Genomic DNA, 16739 nt, shown 5'->3' with positions numbered 1-16739 from the left:
GGTCTTGCCCTTGAGGTCAGCTGCAGAATTGATCTCCGGCCGGACCACCAGCTGCGCCCCGCCGGCCGCGGCCCCGGCGATGATGCTGATGGACTCGCCCTGGCTCTTGACGAAGGAGTTGATGGCCGGGTTCGGGCCGAGATAGGCGGCGTCGATCGCGCCGGCGTTCAGCGCCTCGATGGCCGCGGGGCCGGCATTGAAGACCTGCGTGCTGAGCTTGGTGCCGCCCAGTTCCTTCGCGAAGAAGCCCTTGCTCAGGCCGACCAGGGCAGGGGCGTGCGTGACATTGGCGAAGTAGCCCAGCTTCAGCTCAGCCGCAGCATTGTCTCTGGCGGGCGCGGCAACCTGCTGGGCTGCGGCGCTGCTGGCATTGTTTGCGGATACGGCCGAGGCCACGGCGCCGCCGCCGCCCACCAAGGCGAGGAGGCCGGCCACAATGCCGATCTTAAGGCCAAGGGGGCGCTTGGGGGTGGAAGCCTGGCCGGCCACAATACGGGTGGATCCTTGCTGGTTCTGGGGACTCTTGTCCTGGGGTGATGACACTGGAATTCCTTTGCTGGGCGGGTACTGGAGATGAGACTACGGAGGGGCCTGCAACGCGACAAAGGCACTTGACGCGGAAGTTCACGAAACGTCGCGGAGGCTCAACGGGGCGTAGTGAAGCGTCAAAAAGGGTCTCGGGGCGACTTATCAGGAGGCCGCGGAAGCCCATCGTCCGGGACCACTGGAGCCGCAGCCCACGTAGACTGGCAGGATGCGGCTGGTTGCAAGTGATATTGACGGAACGATTCTTGGGCACGACGGAAGGATCAGTGACCGCACAGTCCGCGCCTTCCACGCCTGCCGGGACGCCGGCGTCGAACTCGTTTTTGTCACCGGCCGCCCGCCCCGCTGGCTCCACCCGCTGGAGGAACAGCTGGGCCACACCGGGACGGTGATCTGCTCCAACGGCGCAGTGGTCTGGAACCTTGAGACGGATCAGCTGGTGTCGGCCCGCACGCTGAGCATCGAGTCGGTGCTGGAGGTCCGCCGGATCATCAAGGAGCTGCGCCCCGCCGCTCTGTTCGCCGCCGAAACCCTCGGCGGATTTCATCTGGAGCCGGGCTTCATTCAAAATGCCTCCAGTGAACTCCTCGCCGAGTTCACGCCGGCGCCGCTGGCTGACACCCTTGCCGCAGATGACGGAGTGGTGAAGTTTCTGGCGATCGTGCATGAGGGCACTCCAGACGAGTTCCTGGCCGAAGTGGCCCCCGCCGTCGCGCATCTTGCGGCCGCCACGCACTCCTCACCGGGAGCGTCGATGCTGGAGCTGTCCCTTCCCGGCGTCAACAAGGCGGTCACGCTGGCCGAATACGCCGCGTCGCTGGGCATCGAAGCCGCCGACGTGGTCGCCTTCGGTGACATGCCCAACGACATTGAAATGCTGCGCTGGGCGGGCCACGGTTACGCGATGGCGAGCGGCCACCCAGAGGCTATCCGTGCTGCCGGACAGCAAGCCCCCCATTTCGACGACGACGGCGTGGCCCAGGTTCTCGAAGCCAGGCTCGCGGCCCTGGGCGTCAAGCTCTCCTGACGTCCTGGCCGCGCCCGGAATTTCACAGCTGGCTCTCACCTGCCGTTCACCTTCGAACCCTAGCGTGGGTGGTGGCATCGATCCGCGGCTTGAGGGGACATCATGGCAAAGAATGTTAACCAGCGTGTAGCTGAGGCACCGCTGCGCGCGGCCGAGCCTGCAGCGCACTGGAAAAACCTGAGGCAGGGCGACCGCGTCAGCGTCGCGCTCACTCCCGGTTTCGTCATCGGAGGCCAGGTGGACGCCATCGCCTGGGACCACACGGCGGTCTGGGTGGATCTCGACGGCGGCGGCGGCCGCGTCCTGCTTCACTGCAGCGACGGGGTGGAGATCGTGCCACAGGACTAACAAAGCGTGGCTCCGGTACGCTTCCAACGTGACTGAGCCCTTTTTTGATGCTCCTGGCGGTGCTGCAGGTCCGGGCCGTCCCGTGGCCATGGCGCACCGGGGATTTTCCCGCGAGGGGCTGGAGAACTCCATGGCCGCGTTCCGCGCCGCCGTCGAACTCGGTTACCGGTACCTCGAAACGGACGTCCAGACCACAGCCGACGGCGTGCTGCTACTTTTCCACGACGAGACCCTGGACCGCATCACCGATGGCCGTGGCCGGATCTCCCAACTCACCGCCGCTGAGGTCGCCGCCGCCCGCATCGGCGGGACGGAGCCCGTGCCGCTGTTCGACGAACTGGTGACAGCCTTCCCCCAGGCCCGCCTGAACGTGGACGTCAAGGACTGGACCTCCGTGAGGAGCCTCGCCGCAGCAATCGAACGCCACAGCGCCCACCACCAGGTGCTCGTGGCCAGCTTCTCGGACCGCCGACGCCGGGCCGTACTGAAACTGCTCAGCCGCCCAGTGGCGTCGTCGGCAGGAATCACCACGAATGCCCTGGTTGTTGCGCTGGGTCCCCTGCTGCCGGCCAGTTGGCTGCGGCGCGTGCTCCGCCGTCCCCTGCGCGATGTGCACGCCCTTCAAGTCCCCGTCAAGTACGGTCCCATCCCGGTGGTGACGGCCCGCTATATCCGGCGTGCACATGCGCTGGGTCTGTTGGTTCATGTATGGACCATCAACGATCCCGCCGAGATGCGCCGTCTGCTTGAGCTCGGCGTGGACGGTATCGTCACCGACCGCGCCGATGTGCTCAAGCATGTCATGCAGGAACGCGGCGAGTGGGGCGGCGGCTGGTCATGAGGGTTTCCCCTATGTGCGTTTGATCGTCATCCTCGTCCCATGCCAGTGGAGGGATCCTCGTCGCTCTCGCCGGGGTCGGCACGCAACGCGTCCGGATCGCCCTCCGGCAGTCCCGCGGAACCGGGAACATCGCGGGGAACGTCCGGCGCATCCGCGGGCGAACCCGCTTCCGAGGGTCCGCCAGAGTCAGTGCCGGCACCCGGCTCGTCGCCGGGGCTGACCGGATTTCCGGAAATGGGTCCCGTGGCCGAACCGGTCTTCAGGCCGGGAGCCTTTTCTTTTTCGGCCTCCATGGCATTGGAGCCTTCACTGATGGACGAATGCACTTCAACATCGCTGTTGAGGTCTGTCGGTTCGGGGACATGGGCGTCTTCAGTGGGCTTGGATGTCCCCGCCAGGTCCTCCATGGCGTTCTCTGCTGCTTTGCCGATGCTGTCGCCGATACCCATCTGACTGCTCCTTCTTGACGTCGTCCGCCGGTTGGCTGCGTGCAGCCCTGCCAGCGCCTTACCCATCCAGAATTATCAGCATGCTTACAATTAGTCCAGAGCTGGGGAAGGAACCGCAGCCCGTCCGAGGAAGGAACCAGCACCATGAGCAGTTACCATCCGGAGAACGATCCCGCCAACCCCGATCAGCCCGGCAAAAGCCCGGCTGGAGCGGAAAACGACGAGGCAGGCAAAAACCCTGCCGGAGCGGAAAACGACCAGGCAGGCTCTCCGAATCCCGATCCCTTGGAAGGCAACATCACCGGCCTTGAACCGGGCGGGGGAGTGCCGCCGGGTGAGACTCCGCCGGCGGAGGACCAGATGAGCGGGGACCAGGGTCACAGCGAGTAACTGTCGGCGCAGCTCGACACCCGATGCAGGTGCGGCGGCAGCCAGGTCAGTGCTTGTCGCTCGCGCCTGAATCGCTTGCCACCTGGTCCGCAGCGATGGCATACCGCCCGAGCCCGTCGGGGTCAAGGGGGGTGTTCCAGGCGGCCCAGTCCTGGGGGCGCACTGACGGGCGGCCCAGCAGGTAGCCCTGGCCCGCGCTGATCCCCAGTTCGGTGAGGACGCGCAGTTCATCGGGGGTTTCCACGCCCTCGGCTACCAGGACGGCGCCGATCTGGTCGGCGAAGTCCACCATGCAGACGGCCAGGGCGTGCTGGGACGTGTCCGTGTCAACTCCGCTGATGACATTCCTGCCGAGCTTGATGAAATCGGGGCGAAGGTGCAGCATCCGGCTAAGAGCGCCTGCGCCGGAGTGTGAATCGTCGATGGCGATGCGGAGTCCGCGTTCACGCAGTGGCGAAATGGCGGAAATAAATTGCAGGTATTCCTCGTCCGGAATTCCTTCAGTCAATTCCAGGACAATGCGGCCGATGGGCAGCTCGATATGGTCGAACAATTCGGGCAGACGTGGATCAATGCAGGACGTCGGCGAGATGTTCATCGCCACGTAAAGGTGCGGCGGAAGGCTGGCCGCTGCTGCCGCGGCTGAACCCAAGGCGGAGAACTCCAGATTGGCGCCCAGCCCTACGGAGGCGGCCTCTGCGAACCACAACTCCGCGCCGGCGCCGTCGTCGCTGACGAAGCGGGACAATGCCTCTACTCCCACTACGCTCTGGGCTGCGAGGCCGTAGATCGGTTGGAATGCGGTCATTAGCATCTGGTTCTCAAGCAGGGAACTAATCCGTGACTGGCTTCGCAACATTTGAAGCTGCTCAACCAGTTGCGGCGGCATGCTCTCAAGCGGCAGGGGAGTCCGGGCTACGTCCGGCTTGCCCTCGTTAACGGCGTCCTGTTGCCGGGTTTCAAGAAGGTGTTCCAGGAGCGCCCGTTCCGGAACGCCCGGGTTTTCATCGAGGCGGTCGCTCAGACGCTGGCGCATGGCTGCACCTGCAGGGTCTGAATCTGCCAACACTCCGGCAATAATTCCCCACGCTTGTACCCGAACCGACATTAGCTACGCCCCCAGTTGACGAAGTAATGGCCCGTTGGCCCCTTTGTTGTTCAATTTCCAGACGCCTTCGGAATTCGCTACTTCTTGATTAAGCCCGATCCCTTTGGCCCTGAAAATCGGACATCGCATGATGATCGTATATCGGGATGCACAAAAGCGCAGCTTATCCCGCATTAAAGGCTCAGGTTGCCTTTGAGGACTGTGCTGCAACCAAGGCGGGAATTTGTTCGGGCGGGAGCGGCCGGCTGAAGTAATACCCCTGTGCGCTGAGGCATCCCAGGCTCCTCAGGTGCTCGGCCTGCTCTGCGGTCTCCACGCCTTCCCAGACCGCTTCCAGGCCACAGGCACGGATGAGCTGGAGGATTGCGGCCACGAGCGCAGACTGGGTGGGATCGGTGCCGAGGCCAACAATGAGCGAGCGGTCCACCTTGACCCGGTCCACCGGCAGTGTCCGGAGGTAGTTGATCGAGGAATAGCCCGTTCCGAAGTCATCAATCTCGATGCCCACGCCCAGTCCCCGAAGCCCACTCAGCGAATAGCGGTCCAGTTCGTTGCCTTTAACGATGGCCATTTCCGTCAGCTCCAGGACCACCTGGTCCGGAGGGACGGCCGTTTCCTTGAGTACGCAGCGGACATCCTCAATGAACTGAAGGCTTTGGAGATCGGTGGGCGAAATGTTGATCCGCACGGAGAACCTGCTGTCCACCACGGAGTCGGCGATCCAGCGCCGAAGCTGTTCCACGGCGTTCTTGAGCACCCAGAGGCCGAGTTCGGAGATGAGCCCTGCCTCTTCAGCGAGGGGGATGAATTCGTCGGGCATGATGAGGCCGCGGGTGGGATGGTTCCAGCGGATCAGAGCCTCGACGCCTTCGATTCGTCCGGTGGCCAGCTCCACCACCGGCTGGTAGTGCATGACCAGCCCTTCCCCCTTAAGAGCCGTCCGGAGATCGTCCAGCAGTTGGGTGCGGAGCCGGCGGACCAGCAGGAGTCCGGGCTCAAAGATATGGAGCCTGTTCAGCCCTTCGGCCTTCGAGGCGTACATGGCGACGTCGGCGTGCATGAGCATTTCCTCTGGCCCTTGCCGCGCGTCTCCGACGCTCAGCCCGAGGCTCGCCCCGCAGCGGATGCTCCGGTCATGCAGTTCGATCGGTTGCTCCAAGGCCGCCAGGATCCGGTGCCCCACAATGGTGGCCTGGTCGATGCCTGTGGCCGGCATCACGATGGCGAACTCGTCCCCGCCCAGCCGGGCAACCACGTCCGTGCTCCGGACGGCGTCCCGGAGGCGTTCCCCGACTGTGACCAGGACCTGGTCGCCGGCGGTATGGCCAAAGGTGTCATTGATGGACTTGAACGCGTCCAGGTCCAGCAGCAGGATGACAGGCGGCTCATCCTCGGCACCGTCGCCCTGTGCGGATTTCAGGGCAGAGAGGAGGGCGGAGCGATTGGCCAGGCCAGTGAGGGCGTCCTCCATGGCCATTTTTTGCATTTCAACATGGGCCTCATGGAGCAGCTGGGTGCGGACGGCCACGCGCTGCTCAAGTTCCTCATAAATGATCTGCAGGTCCTCGGCAAGCAGGTTGGTCCCCATGATAATGGCGTCGAGCTCGTCCCGGGCGGGGGAGACTTCGATGCGGGATCGGAGGTCACCGGAGGCAAGCCGGACAATGCCGTCAAGCAGCTGGGAGAGTCTGGGATCGTTCTCGGCAAACATCTGGATTCCTCCTTACCCGGGTCAGTTGGCTTGGTTCCCGCGGGTGTCCAGAGGGAGGCTGATGGTGACAGTTGTGCCTGCACCCAGCTCGGAGGCGACGTCGATCCGCCCGCCATGCCGGCTCACGATGTCCTGGGTGATGGCCAGTCCGAGGCCCGTGCCCGGAACCGCGCCGGCCATAGCATTGGAGGCACGGTAGAAACGGGTGAACACATGGGCGAGCTCGTCGCTGGAAATGCCGATCCCTGTATCGGCCACGCTGACGGTGGCCCAGCGGGTCCCGTCAGCGGCCGCATGCGACTCGCTGCCCACGTGGATCTTTCCCCCGCTGGGCGTGAACTTGATGGCGTTGGACACGAGGTTGGTAAAAACCTGTTCCAGCTGCACTTCATCCCCCATAATCTCAGGATCCTCCTGTATGGGTTCCAGCGCTATGGTAACGTTCTGGAGCTTCGCCAATGGCCTCAGGGCACCGGTGACAATATCCAAGGTGCGCCCAAGCCTCACGGGTGTCAGGTGCAGCGAGCTGTCCGTTTCGCCGTTCCGGGAAACGCTCAGCATGTCTTCTATCAGCAGCCTCAGTCGTTCGGTGTTCCGGACCACGATGTCCAGCATCTGGTGCACCTCACTCGAAACGGGATCCACCGTGCTCTCCTGAATCATGTCCAGGTACGCCATGATTGACGTCAGGGGAGTACGCAATTCATGGTTGACGGTTGCGAGGAAGTCGGTTTTGGCCTTGTCCAGTTGCTGAAGCTGCTTCACCACCTTTTGCTGGCTGCTGATCAGGTGGCTTTGAATCAGCCCGTGGGCGGCGTTGCCGGCCACGTGCTGGATGAGACCCAGCTCGGCCCGCGACCAACTCCGCGGCTTGTCCAAGAGGGCTATCCAGATAAGGCCCAGGGAAGAATCGCCTTCGCCCATGGGAACCAGGACCGACGCAGAGGCGTGTTTGGCCTCGAGCGCCCCAGGCAGCCAGCTACTGGGGGCCGTATCGGAGTTATCCCATCCGTCTGACGTAAGGACTTCTGCCCTGGCCCAGAGGAGGTCCGCCGTCCGAAGTGCCGGCTCCTCGTCCGTGAGGATGCTGTCCGGCAGGGCCTCCAGCCCGGGCCGGTTCCACTGGGCGGTAATCCGGGGCACCCTGTCGTCTTCGAACGTGGCCAGCCACACCCGGTCCGCCGCGAAGGTCTCTCCGAATCCCGACACGACGCTGTCGGCGATCTCGTGGGGATCGTTCGTTGCGCGGATTGCCGCCGAAACCAGCCGAAGCCGTTCCCTCAGTGCTTCCGCATCCCGCCGGGCCTCAGTGCGGCGCGCGACCAGGTTGATGAGGGCGGTGGCCCGTTGGACAAGTTCCTTCGCTGCCGGAGGTTTTGCGATGCAGTCGCGGATGCCCGCACGCTCCAAGGCGGCGACTTCGGCCTGGTTGTCCAGGTCCACCAGGACCAGGACGGGAATATCGGTATCCAGCATGGAAAGTGAGCTGTCCACCACGAGCACCGACGGTATATCTTCGTCGAGCAATCCGGAAATGGTCCTGGCATCCGCGGCGGTGTGGACGATGTAGCCGGCAGCACGGAGGGCTGCGCCGGTGAAGTCCCGGCGTCCGCCGTCGGGATCGGCCACGATCGCGGTTTTTTGCACAGTTGCGACAAATGGTGTGTCCCCGGCCACCCTGCCCCCTTCGCTCCTGATTGAGTACATTCTAGGGGGACACGGGGCACCTGCTCCGTTATCAAATGGGCCAGCGGGCATTCCGGGACATATATTTGGACAGTGCCCTCGCCTGTAGATACCGTGCGCTCCGCCTTGCGGAAGTACCTGATGCTCCCAAAGCTCATCCGGCTGTCCCGTTTGGCGCCCAAGGACCGGCAGGTGGCATGGGAGCGGTATTGGGCCGGAATTACCACGACAGGTCCCCTTGGGGAGGTGCTCTGGGATTCCGGGAACGATCATGAGCTACTTGGCTACCGGGAGGCCCTGCAGCGGCACCTGGACCCCGGCCTTCCGGTAGTGGATATCGGGTGCGGCCACGGAAGCTATACCCGCGGTCTCGCGGCATTCTTCCCTCAGGCCCTCGGCGTTGATGTCTCCGAACATGCCGTGGAACGGGCCAGGAGCGAATCCGCGGACACGGAAAATGTCAGCTATCTCGTGCGCGACATGACGGCGCCCGGAGCGGGTCACGGGCTGGCGGGGTCCACTGATGCCAACGTATTTATCCGCGGAGTGCTCCATGTGCTGGAGCCCGCGGACCAGGCCGCTGTGGTCAACAACCTCAGGGACATTGTGGGGACGCGGGGCACGGTGTTCCTGGCAGAAACCAACTTCCAGGGCACCCCCCTGGAGTACGTGACGCATCTGGGTGCAACCCCGCGGGACATTCCCGCCCCGCTGGAACGGGCCATCCGTGAGCTGCCAATGCCGGGACACTTCGGACCTCTGGAACTCAGCAGGGTGATGCCGCCCGAGGCGTGGGAGCTACTGGAGGATGGCCCAGCGACCATCGAAACGAACCCCATGACGGGCGTGGCGGGAGCAAGCCTGATCCCGGGATATTTCGCAGTGCTGAGGGCACGCAGCTGACTGAATACCTATCCGCGCGCTCAAAGTTCCCTTATTGAGGGCGGATCACGCTCCGCTAGAAGCTGTGGGGACCTCCTGCAAGGACTGCCTGTCCAGCCAATGCCCGACTTTAGCAACGAAGTTTCGGTCATTTGCCCGGATCGCCTCGAGCTGGGCAACAGTCATTCGGGCAGGCAACTCAAGATTAGTCTGCATCGTGAACCTACAACCAGCCGCTGTGGGTTCCAGGTCGTACGTGGTCTCAACGAACGGGTGACCTGGCGAGCAAACCGCCCTGCTCACTGCGGAGCGGCCGGGAACCTCGCTGACAACTTCAATAACTGAAATCCGCCCCTCTGCTGAGATAAAGCATTGCCGCTCGCCTACCCCATCCGGAGTGCCAGGCACTTTGAAGGCTTGGGCAGCGTTCCCGAAAAGGATGGACGCCTCGGCCGGCCGGATCAGCTCCCAAACAGTAGTCGGCGCATGTCCATACTCTGCAGAGGCAGTCGAACGAAAAGTGTATGCACGGAACGGTTTCCCTGCTGCCATCCGGCGCACGTTTCGTGCAGTCCGGTCAAGCTTCCAGAAGTAAACCACTGACAGTACGAGCCCTACTACCAAAAGGGCAAGGACGGCTATAGCGGCGGGATCGGGCCTTTGGAGTCTGGACACCGCGTACAAGCTCAGTGTCATTAGTCCAGCCAGTTGGAGGATAAAGGAATATAAATATACTGCGTTCTTCACCAGACAAACTGTGACATAGTGCCTCTGGTTGGTGGGCAAGATGACAGCGGCGCCGGTACCTTGTCGCCCTCAAGATGTGCGGATCAATGTCCTAGTTGCCTACCAATACCGGCAACCAGGGCATCAACGCCCCCCATGAAAATGAGTGAACCGCGGGTCCTCCGCACTTCTTGACCGGATGTGGCAGCAACTGATGCTTCCTGTCCGCTGCAGGAAACTGTGGGAGAACGAGTTCCCCCAGCTGACGAAGCAGCCGTGATGGCGGAAATTGACTACCAGTGCTAAATTACCTGCTTGGCATTTGGGCCCACCTCTTGTCCGCATCGCGGTTTGGCAAGCGCTTTCCAAGGAAAGGCTGGCATGATGGACGGCATGCGCATTCTCATCGCTCCGGACAAATTCAAGGGCTCGCTGACCGCCGCAGAGGCCGCGGCCGCAATGGCCGAGGGTGTGCTGCGCGTGTATCCCGACGCCGTGGCCAGCCAGTTTCCGATCGCCGACGGCGGCGAAGGGACCCTGGAGGCTGCCGTCTCCGCAGGGTATGAGGAGCGCCTCAACGCCGTGGTGGGACCCATTCTCGCGCCTGTCGGCGCCGCGTGGGCAATACTCAAGAAAGCCGACGGCGGAGCAACGGCCGTCATCGAGACGGCCCAGGCCTCAGGCCTGGCACAGATGGAACCCACCCCGGCGAATGCCCTGCGTGCCCACAGTTATGGCTGCGGCCAGCTGATCGCCGCCGCCCTTGACGCCGGGGCCACGGAAATTGTGCTGGGCCTGGGCGGGTCGGCAATGACCGACGGCGGCAGTGGCGCCCTGCGTGCGCTCGGCCTCAAACCGCTCGACGCCGCGGGAAACGTTGTGCCGCTTGGCGGCGGATCGCTGGCCGACGTTGTGGCTTTGGATACGTCAGGGCTTGACCCCCGGCTCTCAGCTGCCTCGTTCCGGATAGCCGTGGACGTGAAGAATCCGCTGTTCGGCACCAGCGGGGCAGCCCACGTGTTCGGGCCGCAGAAAGGCGCAGATGAGGAGGCCGTGGAACTGCTGGACGCCGGGCTCCGCAACTGGGCGTCCTTGCTCCGCGAAGCCACGGGCCGGGACGTCAACGTCGACGGGGCAGGCGCTGCCGGCGGCTTCCCGGCGTCATTCCTTGGCCTGGCGAACGCCCGCCTGGAAAGCGGCTTTACGCTCGTGGCCGGACTCACCGGGCTGGCCGGGCAGCTGGCCGACGCCGACCTGGTGATCACCGGCGAAGGGTCCATGGACTCCCAATCGCTGACGGGCAAGGCGCCCATCGCGCTCGCCGACGCCGCCCGGGAGCGAGGTATTCCGGTGGTCGTCGTGGCAGGACGGATCCTGGTCACTCCGGAGGACCTTGCCGAGCATGGCGTGGTGGCCGCGGCGCAGCTGTTGGATGTCGCCGCCAGCCCGGAAGACGCCGTCGCACAGGCCGCAAAGTACTTGTCCTGGGTCACTGCCCAGGTTCTGGAAGGCGCGTAGCCGGGGCTGCCGCCCTCCCAGCCACGCCGCCCCTAGACGATGGTGGTATTGCGCCGCCGGCGCCAGATCAGAATCACCACCAGTGTGACCACGGCAATTGCCCCTATCACCAGCGGCGCGTAGTTGGTGCGGGTCGCTTCGGCGTCGCCGGTTTCGCCCGTTCCGGGGTTGGCTGGACCGGTGGATGCCGGATCCGTAGGGGAGGGGCTGGTGGTTGAGGCGGCCACGCCCGACTGTCCGGTGACCGCCGTCTTTACCTCCGAGGCATGAACTGCAGCCGCGGCGGCCAGGCTTGGGGCGGCCTGGGCGGAAGCTGCGAAGAGCGGCGCCACCGCGACCAGGGCCACTGCCAAGAGGACGGTCTTCAGGATTTTTCGCATGGCATTCTCCTGCTTGGTTCAGCCAGCCAGCTCCTCCGGCTGTCCGGGTAATGGATGTCCAAAACGCTCACGCGCCTGTCTCGTAGTGTGGCTCGGCTACCGGCTTGGACTCCGGAGAGCCCTTTTCACGGAGATACACTGATGCACCCACCAGGACGGCGACGGCCAGGAATTCACTTTGCCAGTTCTGGAAAGACTCGAACCAGAAACGGCTGGTGCCCAGATAACCGAGCATGGTAACGGTGGGCTGGCCGTGGCTCTGTTGCTCCTCGTTGTAGTCCGCGGTGCCGCCGGCTGCGTGCAGAGTGAAGGATGCGAGGAACAGCACGAGCAGAAGTATGGACAGCGAGTGTTCATACAGCTTCAGCACCAGGCCCCCACGCTTCACGGGCCAGGGAGTGGCGTCCTTGATGCTGGCGTCGCGGGGGTCCTCGTCCTGTGGGGCGGATTTGCCAACGGGCTTGGACTCCGAGGAGCCCTTCTGGAAGAGAAAGACAGTCAGGACCACATACATTGCCATCTGCAGGAACTCGGACTCCCAGTTTTCAAAAGTCGCTTCCACAAAGTTGCCGGTAGTTAGGTACTCCAGCACGGAGACCTCGGGCTGGCCATGGGCTGCCTGGTCCTCGCTGTAGGCGGCAGCGCCAGAGAGGATCATCCCGCCGAAAAACACCACGAACAGGCCGATATTGGCCAGCAGTAGTCCATGTTCTTTGGCCCATTTGCGCATCTTTCCTCCATTGGTTTGTCTGGCATCAGTGTGGTCGGTTGAGGGCTTGGTGTGATCAGTCAGAGACAGAGCCGTTCCTTCCTGCAGCGCGCTTGTTCAGGTGTAGCGGGACGTAGATCATCAGGACGAGGAGAATGGCCAGAAGCACGCCGCCGGCGGTCAGACCGGCCATCCGCCCGGCCGTCACATCAAAGACGAGGGATGCCGTCCCCACACTAAGCATCCCTACCCCGGCCAGGGCTATCTTGGTGATGGAGTCGGCGCTCGAGACCAGAGTTTCCTTGAGCCGCTTCCGGAAGAGCCGCCGGTGCACGCTGACAGGCAGCAGGATGAACGCCGTGGTGAGGGTGGCTATCACCACGTTGACCAGATAGAGGCCCACTTGGAAATCATCCAGCTCCCGGAAGCGCTGCTGGAAGGGGAGTGTCAGCAGGAAACCGGCCAGGATCTGGACGCCGGTCTGCAACACCCTGAGTTCCTGAAGGAGCTCACCCCAGTTCCGGTCGAGCTGCTCCTCTCGGGTTTCATTCCGTCCGCTTCTGCTTGTGAAGTCCTCCACGTCCGACATGATGCTCCTCCCTGCACCCGGGTCTTCGCCAACCGGCGGGCATCCTGCCGGGGCCGGGTGCTCCAAAACTAGGCCGAAGTTGCGCCAACATCAACATTTGATAAGTTTACTGATTATTTCCACTAACGGTGGACTTTGCTCCTTTCATCGGGATAGTTTCGAAGGGCCGGTGAACGGCAGAGCCTTAGAAACCGACAGCGAGTAGGTGGACCATGAGCGAGACGCAGAAGCAGACGGACCAGCCCGCAGACCCCCGCGGCGGTTATCACCAGGGACCGTTTCCTGAGCAGGAACAGAAGCAGCCGGGCCTCACCGCGCCAATGGATCCCAAGCCTGACCACGGCGAGCTGAGCTACGAGGGACACGCCGTGCTGCAGGGCAAGGCAACGCTCATCACGGGCGGCGACTCGGGAATCGGCAAGGCGGCGGCTATCGCTTTCGCCCGCGAAGGCGCCGACGTCGCCATTTCCTACCTCCCCGAAGAGGAGGACGATGCGCAGGACACGGCTGAGTGGATCCGGAAAGCCGGGCAGCGCGCCCTCCTGCTCCCGGGGGATGCGCGCGACGAGGAGTTCAGCACGCGGATCGTGGAGGATACGGTAGCCGAGTTTGGTGGCCTGGACGTGGTGGTGCTTAACGCGGCCTACCAGAAGAACAGGGAGAGCCTTGAATCGCTCCCCACCGAGGAATTTGACCGGGTGTTCAAGACGAATCTGTACTCGCTGCTGTGGACTGCCCGTGCCGCAGTTCCGCATCTCAAGGCCGGTTCCTCGATCATCACTACAGCTTCGATCCAGGCCTTCAATCCTTCCCCGGGGCTGATCGACTACGCCATGACCAAAGCTGCCCAGGTCGCTTTCACCAAGGCACTGGCGCAGGAACTGGGCCCGAAGGGTATCCGGGTAAATGCCGTTGCTCCCGGTCCCATCTGGACGCCCCTGATCCCCGCCACGGAATGGCCGGACAAGCTTCCCAAGTTTGGCCAGGACACCCCGCTGCAGAGGGCCGGCCAGCCTGCCGAGCTCGCCGCGGCTTATGTGCTGCTGGCATCCGAACAGGGCTCCTACATTTCCGGAGCCGTGCTTCCCGTGACCGGGGGCAAGGGACTCTAAAAAACTTTTCCGCGTCAGATTCATCCACATCCACAACAGGAGGAACCCATGAGTCAGGACAACCAGCACGCCGAGCCCGAAGAGGAAGCGGGAGGTTACGGAACGCCGACTGCCGAGCAGGAGATGGGCGGGGCAGACAACAAGCAGTTTGCCCAGCCCCGCGAGGAAGAGGACTTTGACGCCGCCGGCCTGAACCAGGACAGCCCCACCGGCGAAACATTCGCCACCGGTTCCCCCAACCTCAGCCATTTCGGCGAGGAGGACCAGGACAGCGCGGGCGAGCCCGGAGCGGGCCGCTTTGGCGGCACCGATGAGCAGTACCACGCCGAGAGCGACACCAACGATCCCGGGTTCGAGCCCGGGGAGCCGCCGGTCCCCCGGGAAGCGGACCTGCCTTCAACCGAGGCCGGGATCAACGAATCCAACGCGGACGACGTACAAGGCTCCGAATCCTTCTCGTCGGAGCCGGAGCAGGAGGCCGCCGGGCTGCCGGATGGCAGCGGCAACGACCTTCCCCAGGAGAAATCACCGAACGACGACGACGGGGAAAGCTTCGACGCTGGCTGATTGGGCTGGTGCCGGTCGTACCCGGGCGTGGGCCAGCCCGGGGACGATATTCCCGGCCCGTTTGGGTGCAAGCCGTTCATAGCAGACCCGCCCAGGCCCATCCCGGGTACCCAGGAGGTGCGCCATGAGCAGAAGCTCAGCCAGGCCTCTCCCCGAAGCCCGGGCAGTGGGTGCCATACCGCGGGGCCTGGCTGGGTGGCTGCACCTGTACCGCCGCGACGCCCATCTTGAATCTCCCACCACGATTACGGAGCGGAAGGTGGGAGCCTTCGAAGTGATGCCCAATGGTGTGCGGGAATCCGCAGATCGGAAGATGGACGAGCATTCCCGACAGCAGTGGACGTATCCTTAGATAAGGCCTTGAAGTGGGCCGATGGGTTTCGAACCTAGGCGTGGAATATGGCCGTGGAGACCTCAGGGGGCGATAGCTGGGCACCGCTTCGTGCCCCGCAGGACGTGGTTCTCGAAAGCAACGACGTCGAGAACTTCCTCTGCGACGTGACCGATGAATTTATCAGGGACATCAAGGGCGCCCGGCGGGACATCAATTGGGCTGCCACCTTGTTCAGCCGGGGAGAGGCCCACACCCTGGCCGCAGGAAGCGCACAGGCCCTGGCCGCTGACCGGGAGCAGTGCTCCTTCGCTGACGGACCGGTCTTGCAGGCCGTGCGCTCTGGCGACTTTGTGCATGTGCCGGATCTGGCGCGGGAACGCCGGTGGCCAGGTTATGCCATCGCTGCGGCCAGCCACGGCGTGGGGTCGCTGCTGTCGATGCCCATTGCCGCCGCGGCCGTGTCCAGCGCCGCCATCAACCTCTATGCGCCCAATCCTCACGCTTTCACCAGTGATGACATCATCAGGACACGAAGCTACGCGAGGCATGTTGCCCGCTCGCTCCGTGTGGTGCTGCGCGTGGCGGAACGGGCCGAGGCCAATGCGGAACTCGCGGTTGCACAGACCTCCATGGCGCTGATGGACTTGGCAGTAAGGACGCTGATGAGCGACTACGGACTCAGCCATGAGGGGGCTTTTCAATATTTGCGGACCGTTGCGCGGCATAACAACCTTGGGCTCCGGGATGTCGCGCTGGGTGTTGTTTCGTCCGGTTCACGAAGGGACCAGGCGGGATACGTCCAGGACAACACAGATTTCCGCGGCCTGATTGCTATGGATTCCCCGCCTCCCGGTGTGCCACCGCAGCGAACTGCGTCACCGCCGGAAACTGTGCCACCGCGGCGATCTGTGTCACCGCGACGTTCAAGGAGCAGAGCATGAACTTCCGGGAGCCCCACGGCATGATGCCTGCCAGTACAAATCCTGATCCAGGGCGCGGTTCTCACCCGTGGCACCGCTTCGTGGCCCTGGGTGATTCCTTCACTGAAGGAATAGGGGACCCCGAGCCGCACAGTGAAGGCGGGCTGCGCGGGTGGGCGGACCGCGTGGCGGAGGAACTCAGTGCGGGGCAGCCGGACTTCTCGTACGCTAATCTGGCGATCCGGGGTCTGTTGCTGCAGCAGATCCTGGATCAGCAGATCGGGCCGGCCCTGGCACTGAAACCTGATCTTGTCGCGCTCTCCGGTGGCGGCAATGACGTGGTGTTCCGCCGCAGCGATCCGGACCGGCTGGCCGAAAAGATCGACGCCGGGGTGGAACTGCTGTCTGCAACAGGCGCAACAGTTGTCCTCTTCGCAGGTCCGGACTGGGGTGCAACGCCTGTCTTGGGCCAGATCCGTGGCAAGGTGGCCATCCTAAACGAGAATCTCCACACGGTGGCGGCCCGTCACGACGCGGTGATTGTTGACCTGTGGTGCCTGCGGGAGCTCACAGGCCCGGGCATGTGGGACCCGGACAGGCTGCACTTCTCCCCGCTGGGACACCACACCATCGCCCTGGCGGTGCTGAACGCCCTTAGCGTTCCTCACAGCCTGCATCCCCTTGAGCCTAAGCGGCTCCCGGCAAGGAGCTGGAAGGAGGCCCGCGGGGAGGATCTCGTCTGGGCCCGGGAATACCTTGTCCCTTGGGCGCTGCGCCAACTCACCCAACGGTCATCGGAAGAGGGGCTGACAGCCAAACGCCCCCAGCCGGGTCCTGTTTTTGGTCTCGGCAGGCCGCCGGGTCCGTTCCTGGGTGATTCCGCGGCCTGATGCCGC

General features: G+C 63.8%; 19 protein-coding genes. 11 read left to right on the top strand and 8 right to left on the bottom strand.

Annotation, left to right across the window (positions count from 1 at the left end; all coding sequences use genetic code 11):
* Nucleotides 1–543: ABC transporter substrate-binding protein (locus J7E83_RS18525; RefSeq protein ID WP_214965123.1), on the bottom strand; the 543-nt coding region annotated here is incomplete at its 3' end.
* Nucleotides 544–754: 211 nt separating this feature from the next.
* Between J7E83_RS18525 and J7E83_RS18520 the strand changes: the two genes are divergently transcribed.
* The 3 genes from J7E83_RS18520 to J7E83_RS18510 all read left to right on the top strand — a co-directional run bounded on the left by J7E83_RS18520 (nt 755) and on the right by J7E83_RS18510 (nt 2762).
* Nucleotides 755–1573, top strand: coding sequence for an HAD family hydrolase (locus tag J7E83_RS18520; protein ID WP_214965121.1), 819 nt, complete (start codon nt 755–757; stop codon nt 1571–1573).
* A gap of 102 nt (nt 1574–1675) precedes the next feature.
* Entirely contained in the window at nt 1676–1921 is a 246-nt protein-coding gene (locus J7E83_RS18515; RefSeq protein WP_214965119.1) for a hypothetical protein, read from the top strand.
* Nucleotides 1922–1949: 28 nt separating this feature from the next.
* Nucleotides 1950–2762: a glycerophosphodiester phosphodiesterase gene (locus J7E83_RS18510; RefSeq protein ID WP_396020573.1), complete on the top strand. Its 813-nt coding sequence runs from the start codon at nt 1950–1952 to the stop codon at nt 2760–2762.
* Nucleotides 2763–2788: 26 nt separating this feature from the next.
* On the opposite strand, the gene J7E83_RS18505 is transcribed toward J7E83_RS18510, so the two are convergent.
* Nucleotides 2789–3211 carry a hypothetical protein gene (locus tag J7E83_RS18505; protein ID WP_214965117.1) on the bottom strand — a complete coding sequence of 141 codons (423 nt, stop codon included), beginning with the start codon at nt 3209–3211 and terminating at the stop codon, nt 2789–2791.
* Nucleotides 3212–3355: 144 nt separating this feature from the next.
* On the opposite strand from J7E83_RS18505, the gene J7E83_RS18500 reads away from it, so the two are divergent.
* A complete protein-coding gene (locus J7E83_RS18500; RefSeq protein WP_214965116.1) occupies nt 3356–3601 on the top strand; it encodes a DUF6480 family protein in 246 nt (81 codons plus the stop codon).
* A 46-nt stretch (nt 3602–3647) separates the two neighbouring features.
* Here the strand turns inward: J7E83_RS18500 and J7E83_RS18495 are convergent, their stop codons facing one another.
* The 3 genes from J7E83_RS18495 to J7E83_RS18485 all read right to left on the bottom strand — a co-directional run bounded on the left by J7E83_RS18495 (nt 3648) and on the right by J7E83_RS18485 (nt 8067).
* Nucleotides 3648–4637 (bottom strand): EAL domain-containing protein, encoded by a 990-nt coding sequence (locus J7E83_RS18495; RefSeq protein WP_251044088.1) that lies wholly within the window; start codon nt 4635–4637, stop codon nt 3648–3650.
* A gap of 253 nt (nt 4638–4890) precedes the next feature.
* The gene (locus J7E83_RS18490) at nt 4891–6420 is read right to left on the bottom strand and encodes a bifunctional diguanylate cyclase/phosphodiesterase (RefSeq protein WP_214965114.1); all 1530 of its coding nucleotides are present in this window, start codon (nt 6418–6420) and stop codon (nt 4891–4893) included.
* Between the two features lie 21 nt (nt 6421–6441).
* Nucleotides 6442–8067 (bottom strand): ATP-binding protein, encoded by a 1626-nt coding sequence (locus J7E83_RS18485; RefSeq protein WP_311379777.1) that lies wholly within the window; start codon nt 8065–8067, stop codon nt 6442–6444.
* A gap of 180 nt (nt 8068–8247) precedes the next feature.
* Between J7E83_RS18485 and J7E83_RS18480 the strand changes: the two genes are divergently transcribed.
* Together J7E83_RS18480 and J7E83_RS18475 are read left to right on the top strand one after the other, a co-directional pair.
* Entirely contained in the window at nt 8248–9009 is a 762-nt protein-coding gene (locus J7E83_RS18480) for a class I SAM-dependent methyltransferase (RefSeq protein WP_214965237.1), read from the top strand.
* A gap of 1098 nt (nt 9010–10107) precedes the next feature.
* Nucleotides 10108–11232 carry a glycerate kinase gene (locus J7E83_RS18475; RefSeq protein WP_214965111.1) on the top strand — a complete coding sequence of 375 codons (1125 nt, stop codon included), beginning with the start codon at nt 10108–10110 and terminating at the stop codon, nt 11230–11232.
* Between the two features lie 32 nt (nt 11233–11264).
* On the opposite strand, the gene J7E83_RS18470 is transcribed toward J7E83_RS18475, so the two are convergent.
* The 3 genes from J7E83_RS18470 to J7E83_RS18460 form a co-directional block, all read right to left on the bottom strand.
* On the bottom strand, nt 11265–11612 hold the full coding sequence (locus tag J7E83_RS18470; protein ID WP_214965110.1) for a LuxR family transcriptional regulator: 348 nt from the start codon (nt 11610–11612) through the stop codon (nt 11265–11267).
* 67 nt (nt 11613–11679) lie between these two features.
* Nucleotides 11680–12342, bottom strand: a complete 663-nt coding sequence (locus J7E83_RS18465) for a DUF6766 family protein (RefSeq protein ID WP_214965108.1) — start codon at nt 12340–12342, stop codon at nt 11680–11682.
* A 55-nt stretch (nt 12343–12397) separates the two neighbouring features.
* Entirely contained in the window at nt 12398–12910 is a 513-nt protein-coding gene (locus J7E83_RS18460) for a DUF6328 family protein (protein ID WP_214965106.1), read from the bottom strand.
* A 212-nt stretch (nt 12911–13122) separates the two neighbouring features.
* Here J7E83_RS18460 and J7E83_RS18455 point away from each other — a divergent pair, with 212 nt between their 5' ends.
* From J7E83_RS18455 to J7E83_RS18435, 5 genes are all read left to right on the top strand, one after another.
* On the top strand, nt 13123–14022 hold the full coding sequence (locus J7E83_RS18455) for an SDR family oxidoreductase (RefSeq protein WP_214965104.1): 900 nt from the start codon (nt 13123–13125) through the stop codon (nt 14020–14022).
* A gap of 48 nt (nt 14023–14070) precedes the next feature.
* The gene (locus J7E83_RS18450) at nt 14071–14589 is read left to right on the top strand and encodes a hypothetical protein (RefSeq protein ID WP_214965102.1); all 519 of its coding nucleotides are present in this window, start codon (nt 14071–14073) and stop codon (nt 14587–14589) included.
* A gap of 124 nt (nt 14590–14713) precedes the next feature.
* Nucleotides 14714–14941 (top strand): hypothetical protein, encoded by a 228-nt coding sequence (locus J7E83_RS18445; protein WP_214965100.1) that lies wholly within the window; start codon nt 14714–14716, stop codon nt 14939–14941.
* Between the two features lie 47 nt (nt 14942–14988).
* The gene (locus J7E83_RS18440; RefSeq protein ID WP_214965099.1) at nt 14989–15864 is read left to right on the top strand and encodes a GAF and ANTAR domain-containing protein; all 876 of its coding nucleotides are present in this window, start codon (nt 14989–14991) and stop codon (nt 15862–15864) included.
* A complete protein-coding gene (locus J7E83_RS18435; protein ID WP_251044086.1) occupies nt 15861–16733 on the top strand; it encodes an SGNH/GDSL hydrolase family protein in 873 nt (290 codons plus the stop codon). The genes J7E83_RS18440 and J7E83_RS18435 overlap by 4 nt, the downstream gene beginning before the upstream one ends.
* Nucleotides 16734–16739: the final 6 nt, after the last annotated feature.

Origin of the sequence: Arthrobacter sp. ISL-48, from assembly GCF_018613805.1 — a bacterium.
Classification (GTDB): Bacteria; Actinomycetota; Actinomycetes; order Actinomycetales; family Micrococcaceae; genus Arthrobacter.
The sequence above is the reverse complement of the archived record's forward strand: the minus strand, read 5'-3'. Positions and strand labels throughout refer to the sequence as shown.